The 16792-nt window shown below is 66.0% G+C and carries 17 protein-coding genes; 10 read left to right on the plus strand and 7 right to left on the minus strand.

Features of this window, described 5'->3' with window-relative positions:
• Position 1 precedes the first annotated feature (1 nt).
• The 3 genes from HQ354_RS08645 to HQ354_RS08655 all read left to right on the plus strand — a co-directional run bounded on the left by HQ354_RS08645 (position 2) and on the right by HQ354_RS08655 (position 1961).
• Positions 2 to 196, plus strand: a complete 195-nt coding sequence (locus HQ354_RS08645) for a DUF3046 domain-containing protein (protein WP_068428893.1) — start codon at positions 2 to 4, stop codon at positions 194 to 196.
• A 171-nt stretch (positions 197 to 367) separates the two neighbouring features.
• Positions 368 to 1405 (plus strand): recombinase RecA, encoded by a 1038-nt coding sequence (gene recA, locus HQ354_RS08650; protein ID WP_068428896.1) that lies wholly within the window; start codon positions 368 to 370, stop codon positions 1403 to 1405.
• Between the two features lie 7 nt (positions 1406 to 1412).
• Entirely contained in the window at positions 1413 to 1961 is a 549-nt protein-coding gene (locus HQ354_RS08655) for a regulatory protein RecX (protein WP_222634565.1), read from the plus strand.
• A gap of 110 nt (positions 1962 to 2071) precedes the next feature.
• Here the strand turns inward: HQ354_RS08655 and HQ354_RS08660 are convergent, their stop codons facing one another.
• The 4 genes from HQ354_RS08660 to HQ354_RS08675 form a co-directional block, all read right to left on the minus strand.
• On the minus strand, positions 2072 to 2956 hold the full coding sequence (locus HQ354_RS08660) for an amino acid ABC transporter permease (RefSeq protein ID WP_068428900.1): 885 nt from the start codon (positions 2954 to 2956) through the stop codon (positions 2072 to 2074).
• On the minus strand, positions 2956 to 3633 hold the full coding sequence (locus HQ354_RS08665; protein ID WP_068428901.1) for an amino acid ABC transporter permease: 678 nt from the start codon (positions 3631 to 3633) through the stop codon (positions 2956 to 2958). Before HQ354_RS08665 ends, HQ354_RS08660 begins: the two co-directional genes overlap by 1 nt.
• An 84-nt stretch (positions 3634 to 3717) precedes the next feature.
• Positions 3718 to 4554, minus strand: coding sequence for a glutamate ABC transporter substrate-binding protein (locus HQ354_RS08670; RefSeq protein WP_068428906.1), 837 nt, complete (start codon positions 4552 to 4554; stop codon positions 3718 to 3720).
• Positions 4555 to 4624: 70 nt separating this feature from the next.
• Positions 4625 to 5353, minus strand: coding sequence for an amino acid ABC transporter ATP-binding protein (locus tag HQ354_RS08675; RefSeq protein WP_174551469.1), 729 nt, complete (start codon positions 5351 to 5353; stop codon positions 4625 to 4627).
• A gap of 223 nt (positions 5354 to 5576) precedes the next feature.
• Here HQ354_RS08675 and miaB point away from each other — a divergent pair, with 223 nt between their 5' ends.
• A complete protein-coding gene (miaB, locus tag HQ354_RS08680) occupies positions 5577 to 7100 on the plus strand; it encodes a tRNA (N6-isopentenyl adenosine(37)-C2)-methylthiotransferase MiaB (protein WP_084423889.1) in 1524 nt (507 codons plus the stop codon).
• A complete protein-coding gene (locus HQ354_RS08685; RefSeq protein ID WP_068429207.1) occupies positions 7097 to 7705 on the plus strand; it encodes a hypothetical protein in 609 nt (202 codons plus the stop codon). Before miaB ends, HQ354_RS08685 begins: the two co-directional genes overlap by 4 nt.
• Positions 7706 to 7709: 4 nt before the next feature.
• Here HQ354_RS08685 and HQ354_RS08690 read toward each other — a convergent pair whose 3' ends face one another.
• Positions 7710 to 9134 carry a DUF349 domain-containing protein gene (locus HQ354_RS08690; protein WP_068428916.1) on the minus strand — a complete coding sequence of 475 codons (1425 nt, stop codon included), beginning with the start codon at positions 9132 to 9134 and terminating at the stop codon, positions 7710 to 7712.
• Positions 9135 to 9317: 183 nt separating this feature from the next.
• Between HQ354_RS08690 and HQ354_RS08695 the strand changes: the two genes are divergently transcribed.
• From HQ354_RS08695 to HQ354_RS08715, 5 genes are read left to right on the plus strand one after another with little or no spacing between them, the layout of a single operon-like run.
• On the plus strand, positions 9318 to 10037 hold the full coding sequence (locus HQ354_RS08695; protein ID WP_308115151.1) for a hypothetical protein: 720 nt from the start codon (positions 9318 to 9320) through the stop codon (positions 10035 to 10037).
• Positions 10034 to 10957 carry a tRNA (adenosine(37)-N6)-dimethylallyltransferase MiaA gene (miaA, locus tag HQ354_RS08700; RefSeq protein WP_157105375.1) on the plus strand — a complete coding sequence of 308 codons (924 nt, stop codon included), beginning with the start codon at positions 10034 to 10036 and terminating at the stop codon, positions 10955 to 10957. Before HQ354_RS08695 ends, miaA begins: the two co-directional genes overlap by 4 nt.
• A gap of 10 nt (positions 10958 to 10967) precedes the next feature.
• Entirely contained in the window at positions 10968 to 11837 is an 870-nt protein-coding gene (gene dapF, locus HQ354_RS08705) for a diaminopimelate epimerase (protein ID WP_068428918.1), read from the plus strand.
• A 45-nt stretch (positions 11838 to 11882) separates the two neighbouring features.
• The gene (gene hflX / locus HQ354_RS08710) at positions 11883 to 13412 is read left to right on the plus strand and encodes a GTPase HflX (RefSeq protein WP_084423873.1); all 1530 of its coding nucleotides are present in this window, start codon (positions 11883 to 11885) and stop codon (positions 13410 to 13412) included.
• 7 nt (positions 13413 to 13419) lie between these two features.
• Positions 13420 to 14436, plus strand: coding sequence for a hypothetical protein (locus tag HQ354_RS08715; protein ID WP_261768562.1), 1017 nt, complete (start codon positions 13420 to 13422; stop codon positions 14434 to 14436).
• Between the two features lie 7 nt (positions 14437 to 14443).
• Here HQ354_RS08715 and HQ354_RS08720 read toward each other — a convergent pair whose 3' ends face one another.
• Together HQ354_RS08720 and HQ354_RS08725 are read right to left on the minus strand one after the other, a co-directional pair.
• A complete protein-coding gene (locus HQ354_RS08720) occupies positions 14444 to 14701 on the minus strand; it encodes an HPr family phosphocarrier protein (protein WP_068428923.1) in 258 nt (85 codons plus the stop codon).
• A 36-nt stretch (positions 14702 to 14737) separates the two neighbouring features.
• Positions 14738 to 16789, minus strand: a complete 2052-nt coding sequence (locus HQ354_RS08725; RefSeq protein ID WP_222634563.1) for a fructose-specific PTS transporter subunit EIIC — start codon at positions 16787 to 16789, stop codon at positions 14738 to 14740.
• Positions 16790 to 16792: the final 3 nt, after the last annotated feature.

Here is a 16792-nt window from a genome sequence, read left to right on the forward strand (position 1 = left end):
TGTGCGTCTGACCGAGTTTCGTGAGTTGCTGACAGAAGAGTTCGGCCAGGTTCGGGGAGATTCCATGCTCGTCGATCACGTCATCCAGAGCCTGGGCGGGCAGACCGGGGCCGAAGCGATCGAAGCCGGGGTCGATCCACGCGACGTGTGGCGTGCCCTGTGCAGCGAATTCGACGTGCCGCGCGATCGCTGGTGAAAGTTCCGTCGGCGTGTCGATAGCCCGAATCGAACTATCGAACACGTGTTCGCCTATGCTGGTGTCATTCGGTGCGCAGCGGTTCGAGACGTTTTCTGTCGGTGCCTAGCTCTACCGTTACCGGCAACACGTTCGACGCGAAGCTGAACGAGACCATACGAGGAGATCACGATGCCTGCTTACGATCGCGACAAAGCGCTCGATCTCGCCCTTGCGCAGATCGACAAGAACTTCGGCAAGGGATCGGTGATGCGCCTCGGTGACGAGGTTCGTCAGCCGATCGCTGTCATTCCCACCGGCTCGATTGCTCTTGACGTCGCGCTCGGCATCGGCGGACTGCCGCGCGGCCGCGTCATCGAGGTCTACGGTCCGGAATCCTCCGGTAAGACCACGGTTGCGCTGCACGCTGTGGCGAATGCGCAGCGCAACGGCGGAATCGCCGCGTTCATCGACGCGGAACACGCACTCGATCCCGACTACGCCAAGAAGCTCGGCGTCGACACCGATGCGCTTCTGGTCTCTCAGCCGGACACCGGTGAGCAAGCGCTCGAGATCGCGGACATGCTGATTCGCTCCGGCGCACTCGACATCCTGGTCATCGACTCGGTGGCAGCGCTCGTGCCGCGCGCCGAGATCGAGGGCGAGATGGGTGACAGCCACGTCGGTCTGCAGGCTCGCCTGATGAGCCAGGCGCTGCGCAAGATGACCGGTGCTCTGAGTAACTCGGGCACCACGGCGATCTTCATCAATCAGCTGCGCGAGAAGATCGGTGTCATGTTCGGATCGCCGGAGACCACCACCGGTGGTAAGGCGCTCAAGTTCTACTCGTCCGTCCGCCTCGACGTTCGTCGTATCGAAACCCTCAAGGACGGTACCGAGGCAGTCGGTAACCGTACGCGCGTGAAGATCGTCAAGAACAAGGTCGCACCGCCGTTCAAGCAGGCCGAGTTCGACATCCTGTACGGCAAGGGCATCAGCCGCGAGGGCTCGTTGATCGACATGGGCGTCGAGCACGGGTTCATCCGCAAGTCGGGCTCATGGTTCACCTACGACGGTGACCAGCTCGGCCAGGGCAAGGAGAACGCCCGTAAGTTCCTGCTCGAGAACCCGGACGTTCGCGACGAGATCGAGAAGAAGATCATGGAGAAGCTCCAGATCGGCGCCGACGTCACGGCCACCGACGACGCGGCTGCTCCGGTCGACTTCTGACGCTCCGATGCCGGCAGTGGAGGGTGGTGGAACCGAAGCGCAGGCGAAGGACGTCTGCCTTCGGTTGCTGACCGACCGTGCTCGGAGTCGTCACGAGCTCGAGACGAGTCTGGCGAAGAAGGGCTTCTCTGCGGAGGTGTCCACTGCCGTTCTTGCTCGTCTCGAAGCGGCCAAGCTCGTCGACGACGCCGCGTTCGCGGAGCAGTGGGTGCACTCGCGGCACACGTACTCCGGCAAGGGCAAGCGTGCGATCGGCCTGGAACTCCGCAACAAGGGTGTCACGGGTGCGCACGCGCAGAACGCGCTGGATCAGATCGACAGCGAGGACGAACGCGCACGCGCAACGGAATTGGTCCGTAAGAAGTGTCGAACACTTCGGTTGCCGAGTCCGAATGACCCCGATGCGCGTGCAGAACGAGACAAGATTGTCCGCAGGCTCGTCGGAATGCTTGCGCGCCGCGGCTATTCGCAGGGCATGGCGTTCGGAATCGTCAAGTCCGAACTCGATGCGCTCGGTGCCGACACCGAAGACTTCGACGGTGAACACCTCGGGTGATCGTCCACCCGTAACTACCCGTCGAAAACGCGAGGCCCGCAACACGATCGATCCGTGTTGCGGGCCTCGCCTCGTATGTGGACGCCTCGTAGATCAGGATTTCGTGGAGATCAGGCTGCTCCGGCCGGGCCGCCACCGAAGTCCGCGGCTGCCACCACACCGCCGCCGCCGGTCCTGCGCTTCTTCTGCCGCATCCGTCGTTCGACGACGGTCGCGAGCTTCGTCAGCAGCGAGTTCACGATGATCATGATGATCGCGACGATGATCAGAGCCGGCAGGTAGTTGCCGTAGAACGCACCGACCTGCTGACCGGCGCGGACCACTTCGACGTAACCGATGAGGTAGCCGAGCGCGGAGTCCTTCAAGGCGACGACCATCTGCGAGATGATGGCAGGCAGCATCGCCGTGATCGCCTGCGGCAGCAGGACGATTCTCATGACCTGGCCCTTACGCATACCGAGCGCCGAGGCGGCTTCGGTCTGGCCCTTCGGCAGCGAATTGACGCCCGCGCGAACGATTTCCGCGATGACCGAACCGTTGTACAGCGTCAGGCCGGTGACCACCGCGGCGAGAGCCAGGTACTTGACCTTGAAGACCTCGTACTCCGCGTACACCGCGTAGAGGAAGATCATCAGGATCAGAACCGGCACTGCTCGGAACAATTCGACGATCACGCCGCTGACGACGCGGACCGACCGATGATCGGACAGTCGGCCGATGCCGAGGACTGCACCGAGGATCAGCGCGAAGACGATCGACAGCGCGGCCGCGACCAAGGTGCCCTGGAGACCCGGCAAGAGGTAGGTGGTCCAGGTCGTCGATTCGAGGAACGGATCCCATTTGTCCGACGTCAACTGGCCTTTGGCGTCGAGCGCGCGGTAGATCAGGTAGGCGATGCCGAGGGACACCACCAGCACGACACCGGACAGGATGCGATAGCGAATTCGCGCTTTGGGTCCTGGAACGTCATAGAGAACCGCTACGGCGTCACTCATCACTTCACCGCCAATCGCTTGCTGAGGTAGCCGAACAGAAGCCCGGTCGGAAGCGTCAGGATGACGAAGCCGAGTGCGAAGATGCCACCGACGACGAAGATCGCGGCCTCGTTCTCGATCATCGTCTTCATGAGCAGCGAGGCTTCCGCGACGCCGATCACGGACGCGATGGTCGTGTTCTTGGTCAGTGCGATCAGGACGCTGCCGAGCGGCCCGATCACGGCTCGAAACGCCTGTGGGAGAACGACGATCGTGATGTTCTGGGTGAACGTCATACCGAGCGAACGGCCCGCTTCGGCTTGACCGACCGGAACGGTGTTGATGCCGGACCTCAGCGACTCGGCGACGAACGACGCCGTGTAGACACTCAGTCCGAGAATCGCGAGCCGGAAGTTGTTGTCCACCAAGAACGTCGGAGAATCCTGAGGCGCCAGTGCGACACCCATCGTCTGGTACAGGCCGAACGACGTGAACAGAATGATCAGCGTCAGGGGAGTGTTACGGAAGATCGTGACGTATCCGGTGGCGATGGCGCGCGCGATCGGAATCGGTGACACGCGCATCGCCGCGATGATGGTACCGATGATCAGGGCGCCGATCGCGGACAGAACCGTCAACTTGATGGTCATGATGAACGCGTCGACGAGTTGATCGCCGTACTTGCTCAGAAGGTTCAATGTGGGGATGTCCTATCGGCTCGAATGGGCCGCCTCGCCCCGGTGCGCCGACATTCGGTGCGCACCAGGGCGAGGCGCAGAGCGTCAGTAACGGTCGACGGTCGGCTCGGCGGGCAGCTCGTACCCGGATGCACCGACGGTCTCCTCGAACGCGGTCGCCCATGCGCCGCTCGTGACCATCTCCTCGATGGCGTCGTTGATCTGGTTGCGTCCCTCGGTGTCGTCCTTCGCGAGGCCGATGCCGTAGTTCTCGGTGGTGAACGGCTCTCCGACGACCTTCAGCTCACCGGGGTACTGCGCCGCGTAGCCGGCGAGAATGATGTCGTCGGTGGTGACGGCGTCGACGGCGCCGTTACGCAGGGCCTCGACGCATGCGGAGTAGGTGTCGTACTCCTGGAGCTGGACGTCCTGGGCGTACTTGTCCTTCACGTTCTGTGCCGGGGTGGAACCGGTGACCGAGCACAGCTTCTTGCCGCCGTTGAGCGAGTCGGGGCCCGTGATGTCGGTGTTGCTCTCGGAGACCAGGAGCGACTGTCCGGCAACGAAATACGGTCCGGCGAAGCCGACCTTCTCCTTGCGGGCGTCGGTGATCGAGTAGGTAGCGACGACGTAGTCGACCTCGCCGTTCTGGATCAAGGTCTCGCGCTGTGCGGACGGAGCTTCCTTGAATTCGATGTTCTCCTCGGACACGCCGAGCTGTCCGGCGACGTACTTGGCGACCTCGACGTCGAAGCCGCTGAAGGTGCCGTCGGGGTTGCGGAGGCCGAGGCCGGGCTGGTCGTACTTGATGCCGACGATCAAGTTGCCGCTCTCTGCGCTCGACGAGACGCTGCGTGCCTCTTCGCCGCCGCCGCAGGCGGTAGCGACGACGGCGAGAGCTGCGATCCCGGCAGCGAAGCGAAGCGTGCGGTTGATTCTCACTGGTGTTCCTCCATGGTTGGTCCTGCGAGTGATGCTGTGACGGTGAATGATCCGACGAGCTCGAACACGCTCAGTGTCCGAGGATCTTGCCCAGGAAGTCCTTGGCGCGGTCCGATTTCGGCGACGTGAAGAACGTCTCCGGGTCGGTGTCCTCGACGACGGCGCCGTCGGCCATGAAGATGACGCGGTCGCCTGCCTTGCGCGCGAAGCCCATCTCGTGGGTGACGACGAGCATCGTCATGCCTTCCTTCGCGAGCGAGGTCATGACGTCGAGCACTTCGTTGACCATTTCGGGGTCGAGTGCGGACGTCGGCTCGTCGAACAGCATGACCTTCGGGTTCATGGCGAGGGAGCGTGCGATGGCGACGCGCTGCTGCTGTCCACCTGACAGCTGTGCGGGGTACTTGTCGGCCTGGTTGGCGATCCCGACGCGTTCGAGGAGCTTCAGCGCGTTCTCGCGTGCCTCGTCCTTCTTCAGCTTGCGCACCTTGAGCGGAGCCAGCATGACGTTCTCGAGAATCGTCTTGTGCGCGAACAGGTTGAACGATTGGAACACCATGCCGACGTCCGCACGCAACGCGGCAAGCGCCTTGCCTTCGGCGGGGAGGACGGAACCGTCGACCTCGATCGTGCCGGAATCGATGGGCTCGAGCCGGTTGATGGTGCGGCACAAGGTCGACTTACCCGAACCGGACGGTCCGAGCACGATCACGACCTGACCGGTCGGTACGTCCAGATCGATGTTCTTGAGGACGTGCAGATCGCCGAAGTGCTTGTCAACCGACTTCAGTGAGATCATCGGGGGTCGCTTGGCAAGAGCGCCGGAGGCCGGCGCGTCGGTAGCGTGCGTCATACGGCAGAACCCTATTCGTAGTTTGGTTGTCGGCAGCGCTTTTCACCCGACAATGGGGATTATGTAATGGAAACTTTACTGTCGGTCGGTACCGGTCCTCGAGGCGCGTCGGTCCCCGGCGTCGGCACGACCTGCCGGGCCGTACCCTGGAGGGGTGGAAACGAGTCACCTGGATACCCCCCTCGGCACCGACGACACCGCGCGGAGCTACGAAGTTCGGACCCACGGGTGCCAGATGAACGTGCACGATTCGGAGCGTCTGGCGGGCCTGCTCGAGGACGCGGGGTACGTACCCGCAGCCGAAGGCGTCGACGCGGATCTGGTGGTCTTCAACACGTGTGCGGTGCGTGAGAACGCCGACAACAAGCTGTACGGAAATCTCGGCATGCTGCGTCCGGCCAAGCGTCGGAACCCGGGCATGCAGATCGCGGTCGGCGGATGCCTCGCGCAGAAGGACCGCGACACCGTCGTCACCAAGGCGCCGTGGGTCGACGTCGTCTTCGGCACCCACAACATCGGCTCGTTGCCGGTTCTGCTCGAACGCGCGCGACACAACGACGAGGCGCAGGTCGAGATCCTCGAATCTCTCGATGCGTTCCCGTCGACGCTGCCCGCCAAGCGTGAGTCGCCGTACGCGGGCTGGGTGTCGATCTCGGTCGGCTGCAACAACACGTGCACGTTCTGCATCGTTCCGGCGTTGCGCGGCAAGGAGATCGACCGTCGGCCGGGAGACATCCTCGCGGAAGTGCAGGCTCTCGTCGACCAGGGTGTGCTCGAAGTGACGCTGCTCGGCCAGAACGTGAACGCTTACGGCGCATCGTTCGCCGACCCCGAGTTGCCTCGTGACCGAGGTGCATTCGCGTCGTTGCTGAAGGCGTGCGGACACATCGACGGACTCGAACGCGTCCGCTTCACCTCGCCGCATCCGGCCGAATTCACCGACGACGTCATCGAAGCGATGGCGACGACACCCAACATCTGCCCGACGTTGCACATGCCGCTGCAGTCCGGTTCGGACCGCATCTTGAAGGCGATGCGACGTTCGTATCGGCAGACGAAGTTCCTCGGCATCATCGACAAGGTTCGTGCCGCGATGCCGAACGCTGCGATCACCACCGACATCATCGTCGGATTCCCCGGAGAGACCGAAGAGGATTTCGAGCAGACGCTCGAGGTGATGCGTCGCGCACGCTTCTCGAACGCCTACACCTTCCAGTACTCCAAGCGTCCGGGAACGCCGGCCGCCGACATGGACGACCAGGTGCCCAAGGAAGTCGTGCAGGAGCGGTACAACCGGCTGATCGCGCTCCAGGAAGAGATCGTGCTCGAGGCGAACCGCGAACTGGTCGGCACCGAGGTCGAACTGCTCGTCGCCTCGAACGAAGGCCGCAAGAACGCGGCGACGCACCGGATGAGCGGCCGTGCCCGCGACGGCAGGCTCGTCCACTTCGGTACCGAGAATCACCGCGGCGAGCAGATTCGTCCCGGCGACATCGTGACGACGACGGTCACCGCCGCCGCCCCGTACCACCTGATCGCCGATTCCGGAGTTGCGACGCATCGGCGCACCAGGGCCGGCGACGCCTACGAGCGCGGAGAACTACCCAAGACAGCCCCCATCGGCGTCGGTCTGGGGCTGCCGTCCGTCGGCGCCCCGGCTCCGATGCCCGTGCAGACAGGATGCAGCGCATGAGTTCCGATCGCAGGACCCCCGACAACACGACACCCGACGGCCAGAAGCCCGACTACGACACCGCCGAGCGTCGCATCGACTCCGAGATCGATCCGGGAGTGCGAGCGGTGGTCGTCGCCGTCCTCGTGCTCGTTCTGCTCGGCACGCTCGCGTTGCCGCACGCGGGCGGCGCGACGGGCTTCGACGTGCTGTCCGGCAACTCGTCCGCTCTGGGCGAGTCCATCGCACTGCCGTCGCGCATCTTCGAATGGTTCGTGCTTGTCTTCGGCATCGTGTTCTCGGTGCTGGCGTTGGTGACGCGAATCTGGGCGTTGGCCTGGGCGGCGCTGTGCGGATCCGCCGTCGCCTGCGTCTTCGGGATGCTGTCGATCTGGTCGCGTCAGACGTTGCCGTCCGACGTGTCCGGGGGCGGCCCGGGTATCGGCCTGATCGTCGCGTGGATCGCCGTGCTGCTGCTGACGTTCCACTGGCTCAAGGCCGTATGGAACAAGACCACCGCACAGCTCGAGGCGCAGGAACGCCGTCGGCGTGCTGCCACCGAGGCCGAGCAGAACTCGCAGTGGGCCGGACCCGTCCTGGGACGGCCGACCGACCGCAAGCGCTGATCGTCTACCGCTCGCCCACGGCGCCCTCGGCGGCGTCGGCCCATTCACGCCACTGCTGAGCCTGCTCGAGAGCCTTCTTCGCGTCCTTGTCCTTGCCTGCGGCCTGAGCCTTCGCAGCCTGCTCCTCGAACTGCGCGACGCGCTCACGGAACTGTGCCGCGCGAGCCAATGCCTCCGGATCGGTCCGTCGCCACTGGTCGTCCGCGGCGTCGCGAACCGTCTTCTCGATGGCGCGTAGCTTGCCCTCCAGGTCGTGCATGCGATCGCGGGGGACCTTGCCGATCTCGTCCCACTTCTCCTGGAGATCCCGCAGCGACGCACGGGCGGCCTCGAGATCCTTGGCTGGATCGATGTGGGTGTAATGGCTCAGCAGTTCTTCCTTCGCGGCGGCGTTGGCCTCGAACTCGGCGTCACGCTCGGAAGCTGCTGCGTTCCGCGCCGCGAAGAACACGTCCTGCGCGGCCTTGAAGTTCTTCCACAGTGCGTCGTCGGCGTCGCGTGGCGCTCGTCCGGCTGCCTTCCATTCGACGAGCAGGTCGCGGAACGCCCCGGCGGTCGGACCCCAATCGGTCGACGACGACAGCGCACGCGCCTGTTCGACGAGCTCTTCCTTGCGTGCCTTGGCGGCCCCGCGCTCGCGGTCGAGGTCGGCGAAGTGCGCGCCTCGACGACGGTTGAAGTTCTCGCGCGCCTTCGAGTAGCGCTTCCAGAGCGCGTCGTCCACCTTGCGGTCGACGCCGCGGATGGTCTTCCACTCGTCGAGGATCTCGCGAAGCCGGTCGCCGGCGTGCTTCCACTGCGTGGACTCGCTACCGATCTGCTCGGCCTCGGCCGCGAGCTCCTCCTTGCGCGAGGTGTGCGCCGCGCGCTCGAGTTCCTTCTCGTGCTTCGCCACGGCCGCCGCGGCCTCCGAATGCTCGACGACGACCTCGAGCCGACGGGTCAGCGCGTCGATGTCACCGATGATCGCCGCGGTCGGAATGGACTCGAGCAGCGCTTGCGCGGCCGCCTTCGTCTTCTTCGCGTCACCGGAGCCTGCCGTCAGCCGAGCTTCGAGGAGTGCCACCTCGGTGGACAGGTCGTCGTAGCGTCGTCCGAAGTGCGCGAGGCCCTCGGCCGCGTCGCCTGCCTGCCACGAGCCGATCTGGCGTTCGCCGTCGGGCGTCGTCACCCAGGCGGTGCCGTCGTCGTCGACGCGGCCGAACTTGCTCGGATCGCTCGGAGGCGCGACGGTGGGCGTCACGGACGCGACGTGCGACGAGACAGGATGAGGTTTGGCCACCCCCGGAGTCGACGGCTTGGCTGCCTTCTGCGATACGCCGCCAGGCTTCGGAGCGCCCGGCTTCGGACCGCCGGGCTTGGGGCTTCCGGGCTTCGGACCTGCAGATTCGGAAGAGCCGCTGCTGGTCGTGCCACTGGGGTCGGTCATTGTTCCTCGTCTCTGCCGCGCGTCACGGCTGCCTCTATCGCGCTGTGGTCACCGATGAACACCATTGAACTCGGTGTCGCCGGTTCCGACCATTGAAACAGGTCGGAGAGCAACAGACGATGTCGTACGCCAACGGCGGCATCCGTGTCGGCGCATTCGCGTCCACCGACTAGCGTGGTCGTCGTGTTCCGCGCAGTGGCCCTGGTGCCGTCCCCGCCCCTGTTGGTTCCGGAGTTGACCGGCGGTGGAGCCTCCGAGACGGACGCAGTACGTCGCGCGGCGCTGGATGCCGCGACCCGACTCGGCCGCGTCGCCACTCGCTGGATTGCGCTCGGTGTGGCCGATGAGCCTGCGACCGTGCCGCCCGTCGCGCGTGGCTCGTTCCGCGGATACGGGGTCGACGTCGAGGTCGGCCTGTCCACCGACGCGGCGCAGACGGACGACCGGATGCCGCTGGCGGCGTTGATCGCCGGGTGGCTGCGCGGCCATGCCGTTCCGGGCGCCGTCGTCGAGGCGCGCATCGTCGCCGCCGACACGGATGCGTCGACCTGCCGCCGCCTGGGCCACGAACTTCGGCAGCGCATGGACGCCGACGACGAGGACTGGGGTGTGCTCGTCGTCGCGGACGGTTGCACGACGCTGACACCGAAGGCGCCCGGCTCGTTCGACGATCGCGCGGCCGCGTTCCAGTCCGGGCTCGACGACGCACTCGAACGCGCCGACGTCTCGTTCCTCGCCGGGATCGACCGCGATCTGTGCCGGGAGCTCGGCGCGTCCGGTGCCGCAGCGTGGCAGGTGTCGGCAGCCGTCGTCGGCGACGTCGTCGTGAGTTCGATTCCGTTGCACAGGGGAGCGCCGTTCGGTGTCGGCTACTTCGCCGGATTCTGGGAGCTGCCGGCATGAGTTCGCGCACCCCGATCGCGGTCGTCGGACCGACCGCGACCGGGAAATCGGACCTCGGGCTCGATCTCGCCGAGACCCTGGACGGTGAGATCGTCAACATCGATGCGATGCAGCTCTATCGCGGCATGGACATCGGCACCGCCAAGCTGCCCGTGCACGAGCGGCGCGGGATTCCGCATCACCAGCTGGACGTACTCGACGTCACCGAAATCGCAACGGTGGCCAAGTACCAGGCGTCGGCCGTCCGGGACGTCGAGGAGATCGCGGCCCGCGGCAAGGTGCCGATCATCGTCGGCGGATCGATGATGTACGTCCAGTCGCTGCTCGACGAGTGGGCGTTCCCTGCAACCGATCCCGAGGTGAGGGCACGCTGGGAGCAGCTACTGGCCGACGGTGGGACCGAGGCGGTGCATCGCGCGCTGACCGCGGCCGATCCGGAGGCGGCGGCGTCCATCCTCCCGACCGACGGCCGTCGCATGGTGCGCGCACTGGAGGTCGTCGAGATCACCGGGCTGCCGTTCGCGGCGTCGGCGCCCACGATCGGGACGCCGCGGTGGGGCACGCGCATCCTGGGAGTGGATCGCGACACCGGCGAACTCGACGAGCGGATCGCCCGACGAACGGATCTGATGTTCGAGTCGGGCCTCGTCGACGAAGTCGCCGCGCTGGTCGATCAGGGGCTGCGTGACGGCGTCACCGCGTCGCGGGCCATCGGATACGCCCAGGTGCTGGACTACCTCGCCGGCGACACCGACCTGGATTACGCGCGGGAGCGCACGTTCATCGGCACGCGCCGTTACGTCCGTCGGCAGCGGTCGTGGTTTCGGCGTGACCCCAGGGTGCAGTGGCTCGACGGCGCGGACGCCCGGTTGTCCGAGACAGCACTTGCAGCCGTCTCCGGGCATGACGCCCAGCGGTAGGATTTCGACCATGCATTTTGCCAAGGGCCACGGAACGCAGAACGACTTCGTCGTGCTGTTCGATCCCGATGTGAAGATCGAACTGCTGCGCACCCGTGTCGCCGCGCTGTGCGATCGACGTCGCGGGATCGGCGCCGACGGTGTCTTGCGTGTCGCTCGAGCAGGCGCGCTGCGCGACGCAGGCGTCCTCGACCGACTGCCGGTCGGCGTCGGCGCGGACGACTGGTTCATGGACTACCGCAACGGTGACGGAACCATCGCCGAGATGTGCGGTAACGGTGTTCGGGTCTTCGCGCATTACGTGCGTGCACACGGCCTCGTGGACGGCGACCGGTTCGTCGTCGGGTCGCGGGCAGGAGCGCGACCGGTCACCGTGCACAAGTTCGACGAGACGAACGCAGACGTGTCGGTCGAGATGGGCGACGTGCAGCTACTGGGGGCCAGCAGCACGACGCTGGGTGGTCGGACGTTCGACGGCATCGGCATCGATGTCGGCAATCCGCATCTGGCCTGCGTCGACGCGTCTGCCGACGTCGTGTCGCTGCGAGAGCTGGATTTGTCGACTCCTCCCGATCTGGACGCGGACTTCTTCCGGAACGGCGCGAACGTCGAGATCGTGACGCGTCTGCAGTTCGGCCGGGTCGACATGCGTGTGTTCGAGCGCGGCGTCGGCGAGACCCGCTCGTGCGGCACGGGGACGGTCGCGGCGGCGGCAGCGGCATTGTCCTACGAGGGCCTCGATTCGGGTTCCGTCGTCGTCGGCGTTCCCGGTGGCGAGGTCACCGTGACGATCGACGACTCCGGCTCGATGCTGCGCGGACCCTCGGTTCTGCTCGCCGAAGGCACCGTCGACGACACGTGGTGGCAGGAGCTCGGCTGAAACTCACGTGCATGCGCTGCCGATTTCGTGGATGATGGACAGTACATGACTGAGACACATCACCCTGAAAACCACGTGGGCCCGCAGGCCGACACCGATTCCGCCGAGCGCTGGACGCCGCAGGAATCGGAAGCGTGGTCGAGGCGCATCGCCCGATCCCCACTTCCACTCGACGAGGACACTCCCTCGTCCGGTGACATGCAGCTCGAAGAGCGCACGGCGCTTCGACGCGTCGCAGGCCTGTCCACCGAGCTCGCCGACGTCACCGAGGTCGAATACCGACAGCTGCGCCTCGAACGCGTCGTGCTCGTCGGTGTCTGGACCAGCGGCACGGCCGCGCAGGCCGAGAACAGCATGGCCGAGCTGGCCGCGCTCGCCGAGACCGCCGGCTCCGAGGTGCTCGACGCATTGATGCAGCGTCGCGACAAGCCCGACCCCGCCACCTACATCGGTTCGGGTAAGGCACACGAGCTACGCGACGTCGTCCTGTCCACCGGCGCCGACACCGTCATCTGCGACGGTGAACTGACTCCCGCACAGCTCAATGCGCTGGAGAAGGTCGTCAAGGTCAAGGTCATCGACCGTACGGCGTTGATCCTCGACATCTTCGCCCAGCACGCGACGTCACGCGAGGGCAAGGCTCAGGTCGCGTTCGCGCAGATGGAGTACATGCTTCCGCGACTGCGCGGTTGGGGTGAATCGATGTCCCGGCAGGCCGGTGGTCGTGCCGGCAGCAACGGCGGTGTGGGTCTGCGTGGTCCCGGTGAGACCAAGATCGAGACCGATCGTCGTCGTATTCGCGAACGTATGGCCAAGCTGCGACGCGAGATCAAGGGCATGAAGCAGGCCCGTGACACCAAGCGTGAACGCCGGGTGGGAAGCACGACGCCCAACATCGCGATCGTCGGATACACCAACGCCGGCAAGTCGAGTCTGCTCAACAAGCTCACCGGTTCCGGTGTGCTCGTGCAGAACGCTCTCTTCGCGACGCTGGATCCGACGTCGCGGAAGTCGACGCTCGACGACGGTCGCGCGATCGTGCTCACCGACACCGTCGGATTCGTGCGGCACCTGCCGACCCAGCTCGTCGAAGCATTTCGTTCGACGCTGGAAGAGGTGACCGACGCAGATCTGCTGCTGCACGTCGTCGACGGGTCGGATCCGCTGCCGACCGACCAGATCAAGGCCGTGCGCGAGGTCATCATGGACGTCGTCAAGGAACACGACGCCCCGATGCCACCCGAGTTGATCGTCGTCAACAAGATCGACGCCGCCGATCCCGTCCAGCTGACGCAGCTGCGTGGACTGCTTCCCGGGGCACGGTTCGTCTCGGCGCGCACGGGAGAGGGCGTCGCCGAATTGCGCGACCATCTCGGCGAGATCCTTGCCTGGCCCGAAGCGGAGGTCGACGTGTTGATCCCGTACACGCGTGGCGATCTCGTCGCTCGTATCCACTCCGAGGGACGCATCAGCGAGTCGACGCACGAGGCGGGGGGCACGCACGTCGCTGCGCGAGTTCCCCACGCTCTCGCGTCGGTGTTGTCGGACTTCGCCTACGACGCCGTCACCGCCTGACCTTCACATGAGGGGTGTTGCCGTCACCGGTCTCGTCGGTGCGCTGATGCTCGTCCCGGCGACCGCCGACGCAGAGCCCGACGTTCGACAGGAACAGTTCGAGACCCTGTGCACACCCACCGATCCGGGGCTGGACGAGTTGTCGGGGCTCACGGCCATCGAGGGTGAGCTGTACGCGATCGGGGACAGCGGAACCGATCACCGGCTCGCGGTCCTCGACAGCTCGTGCGTTGTGACGCGGTGGCTCGACGTGCCGGTCGATCCGTACGACGTCGAGGATCTCGGCTCGCACGACGGCCGACTGTGGCTGTCCGATACCGGCGACAACCTGCGTAGCCGCGACACCGTCGCACTCGCGAGCATGGATCCGTCGTCCGGTGAGGGTGAGCTGCACCGGCTGACTTTTCCGGACGGCCCGCACGACGCCGAAACCGTCCTGATCGAACCCGGCGGACGTCCGGTGATCGTCACGAAGGAAGTGTCGGGCGTCAGCGGGATCTACGTCCCGGCCGGCGACGAGACCGTCGAGCAACTGGCGTCGCCCGGTCCCACTCCACTGAAGAGGGTGGGGGAGCGCGCATTCCAGCGGACCGACACGCCCGGGGGCCCGCCGTTCATCACCGGATCGATTCTCGCGACGGGTGGTGCGGTCAGTCGGGACGGTGCCGTCGCGGCCGTGCGCACCTACACCGATGTCTACCTGTTTCCGGTGACCGATGGTGACGTCGCGGGTGCGCTGACCGGAGACCCGGTCGTCGTCGCGCTGCCGTCGCAGCCTCAGGGTGAGGCAGTCGCTTTCGACATTGACGGCAACCTTCTCGTCGCGTCGGAGGCCGCGGGTGGACCGTTGCCTCCCATCCACGTGCTGCGTGACGCAACATCGTTGGTGGAAACGCCGCCGGCGACGGCAGCGACCGAGACGCCATCGGGTGGCCGATGGTCGTTCGGTGCGCTTGCCGTCGCCGGTGTTCTTGCTCTTGCGTCGACTGCCTACGCGTTCGGGCGGACCCGAACGCGTAGCTAGCTGGGAATCAGGCGTCGAGGTCGGACTCGACGAGAGCCACGATCTTGTCGAGCGTCGCCTGGTCGTCGCTCTCGACGGTCACCTCGGTGCCCTTGGTGGCGCCAAGGGTCATGATCATCAGAGCGGATCCGGCGTCGACCGGCTCCTGGTCCGCCACCGCGAGGGTGACGTCGACGCCGGCTTCGGCGACTGCCTCGGCGATCAACGCTGCGGGACGAGCGTGCAGACCGATGGACGATCCGACGGTGACTGTGGTGCTGGGCATGTGATTCTCCTGCAGGGTTAGAGAAGTGGGTGGGGATCAGGCGGCGACGACGTCGGGGTCGAGCGCTTCTTCGGTCGGAGCGTTCTTACCCTTGACGAACTGCTTGGCAAACACGACGAGCAGAGCCGACACGACGGTTCCGGCCGCGAGAGCGATGAGGAACCAGACGATCTTGCCGATGGCGAAGAAGACGAAGATGCCACCGTGCGGGGCACTGAGCGTGACGTCGGTTGCCATGATGAGGGCACCGGTGACAGCACCGCCCGCCATCATCGACGGGATGACGCGCAGTGGGTCGGCTGCGGCGAACGGGATGGCGCCTTCGGAGATGAACGCCGCGCCGAGGAACCATGCCGCCTTACCGTTCTCGCGCTCGGCTTCGGTGAACAGCCTCGGACGAATGGCTGACGCTAGTGCCATCGCGAGCGGCGGAACCATACCGGCAGCCATGACAGCAGCCATGATGCGCAGCGATGCGGTGTCGGTCACCGACAGGCCCGCGGTGGCGAATGCGTACGCGGCCTTGTTGACCGGGCCACCGAGGTCGAAGCACATCATCAGGCCGAGAATGACGCCGAGGATGACCACCGAGCTGCCGCTGAGGCCGTTGAGCCAGTTGGTGAGTCCGCTGGTGATCGCGGCGAGCGGCTTGCCGAGCACGAGGAACATGATTCCGCCGACGATCAGCGTCGCGAACAACGGAATGATGACGACGGGCATGAGGCCACGCAGCACGGCCGGAATGCGCCACTTGCTGATCCACAATGCGACGAAGCCTGCGATCAGACCACCGACGAGACCGCCGATGAAGCCTGCTCCGACGAGCACCGCAACGGCACCGGCCGTGAATCCTGGTGCGAGACCCGGCCTGTCGGCGATGGCGTACGAGATGTAGCCGGCCAGGGCGGGCACGAGGAAGCTGAACGACAGCGCGCCGATCTGGAACAACACGGCTCCGAGGTAGGCGGTCAATCCGCCGTCGGGAAGAGACGTGATGGAGTTGTTGACGACGATGTCCTCGGCGACGCCGGAGATCTCGTATCCGCCGAGCAGGAAGCCGAGCGCGATGAGCAGACCGCCTGCCGCGACGAACGGGATCATGTAGCTGACGCCCGTCAGTAGGATCTGCCGAATTCGCGTGCCCCAGCCGAGTTCACCTGCGGCCGCGCTGCTTCCGCTCGAGGATGCTGCGGTGCCGGACACGCGAGCTGCGTTCGGGTCGTAGGACGCACGCAGTGCCTCGGTGACCATGACGTCGGGCTCGTTGATGGCGCGCTTGACGCCGGACGACACGACGGGCTTGCCCGCGAAGCGTTCCTTGCCCTTGACGCCGACGTCGGTGGCGAAGATGACGGCTTCTGCGCTCGCGATGACCGACGGGTCGAGGGGAGTGCTTCCGCTCGATCCCTGGGTCTCGACGTGCACCGTGACGCCGGCTCGCTCCCCGGCTGCGACGAGGGAGTCGGCGGCCATGTAGGTGTGCGCGATGCCGGTCGGGCAGGCCGTGACGGCGACGATGTGCTTCGGCGCGTCGGCGGGTGCGTCGGCAGCGGGTTCCGCAGTGGCAGGCGCAGCTGCGGGAGCGGCGGCAGGTGCCTCGGCGGGTGCAGCCTTCGGTGCCGGGTTGATCACGCCGTCGACCAGTGCGACCACGTCGGCCGCGGTGGCGGCGTTGCGCAGCGACGCGACGAACTCCGGCTTGACGAGAGCACGCGCGAGGCTCGACAGCAGCTTCATGTGCGCGGATCCGGCTCCGGTCGGAGCTGCGATCAGGAACACGAGATCGGCAGGGCCGTCCGGTGCTCCGAAGTCGACCTTCGGGTTCAGCCGAGCGAAACCGAGCGAGGCCGAGGTGACGGCGTCGGCGCGGCAGTGCGGGATCGCGATCCCACCGGGCAGGCCGGTCGCGGACTGAGCCTCGCGGGCGAGGGCGGCGTCACGCAGCGGCGCGGCGTCGGTCGCGCGGCCTGCGGCGGCAAGAGTCTCGGACAGTCGTTCGATGACAGCATCTTTGGACTCGCCGAGGTCCGCATCGAGGAGGATGAGCTCCTCCGCGATGATCGCGGGATCGTGGGTTGGTGTGGACATGAC

The sequence above is a fragment of the Rhodococcus sp. BP-261 genome, assembly GCF_019835205.1.
Lineage (GTDB): Bacteria > Actinomycetota > Actinomycetes > Mycobacteriales > Mycobacteriaceae > Rhodococcoides > Rhodococcoides kyotonensis_B.

Bases quoted from the DNA above. Each gene is read 5' to 3' on its own strand.
- HQ354_RS08720 (WP_068428923.1), bottom strand. From the start codon at position 14,701: ATGCCCAGCACCACAGTCACCGTCGGATCGTCCATCGGTCTGCACGCT.
- recA (WP_068428896.1), top strand. From the start codon at position 368: ATGCCTGCTTACGATCGCGACAAAGCGCTCGATCTCGCCCTTGCGCAG.
- HQ354_RS08725 (WP_222634563.1), bottom strand. From the start codon at position 16,789: ATGTCCACACCAACCCACGATCCCGCGATCATCGCGGAGGAGCTCATC.
- HQ354_RS08655 (WP_222634565.1), top strand. From the start codon at position 1,413: ATGCCGGCAGTGGAGGGTGGTGGAACCGAAGCGCAGGCGAAGGACGTC.
- hflX (WP_084423873.1), top strand. From the start codon at position 11,883: ATGACTGAGACACATCACCCTGAAAACCACGTGGGCCCGCAGGCCGAC.
- HQ354_RS08690 (WP_068428916.1), bottom strand. From the start codon at position 9,134: ATGACCGACCCCAGTGGCACGACCAGCAGCGGCTCTTCCGAATCTGCA.
- HQ354_RS08675 (WP_174551469.1), bottom strand. From the start codon at position 5,353: ATGATCTCACTGAAGTCGGTTGACAAGCACTTCGGCGATCTGCACGTC.
- HQ354_RS08715 (WP_261768562.1), top strand. From the start codon at position 13,420: ATGAGGGGTGTTGCCGTCACCGGTCTCGTCGGTGCGCTGATGCTCGTC.
- dapF (WP_068428918.1), top strand. From the start codon at position 10,968: ATGCATTTTGCCAAGGGCCACGGAACGCAGAACGACTTCGTCGTGCTG.
- HQ354_RS08685 (WP_068429207.1), top strand. From the start codon at position 7,097: ATGAGTTCCGATCGCAGGACCCCCGACAACACGACACCCGACGGCCAG.
- miaA (WP_157105375.1), top strand. From the start codon at position 10,034: ATGAGTTCGCGCACCCCGATCGCGGTCGTCGGACCGACCGCGACCGGG.
- HQ354_RS08660 (WP_068428900.1), bottom strand. From the start codon at position 2,956: ATGAGTGACGCCGTAGCGGTTCTCTATGACGTTCCAGGACCCAAAGCG.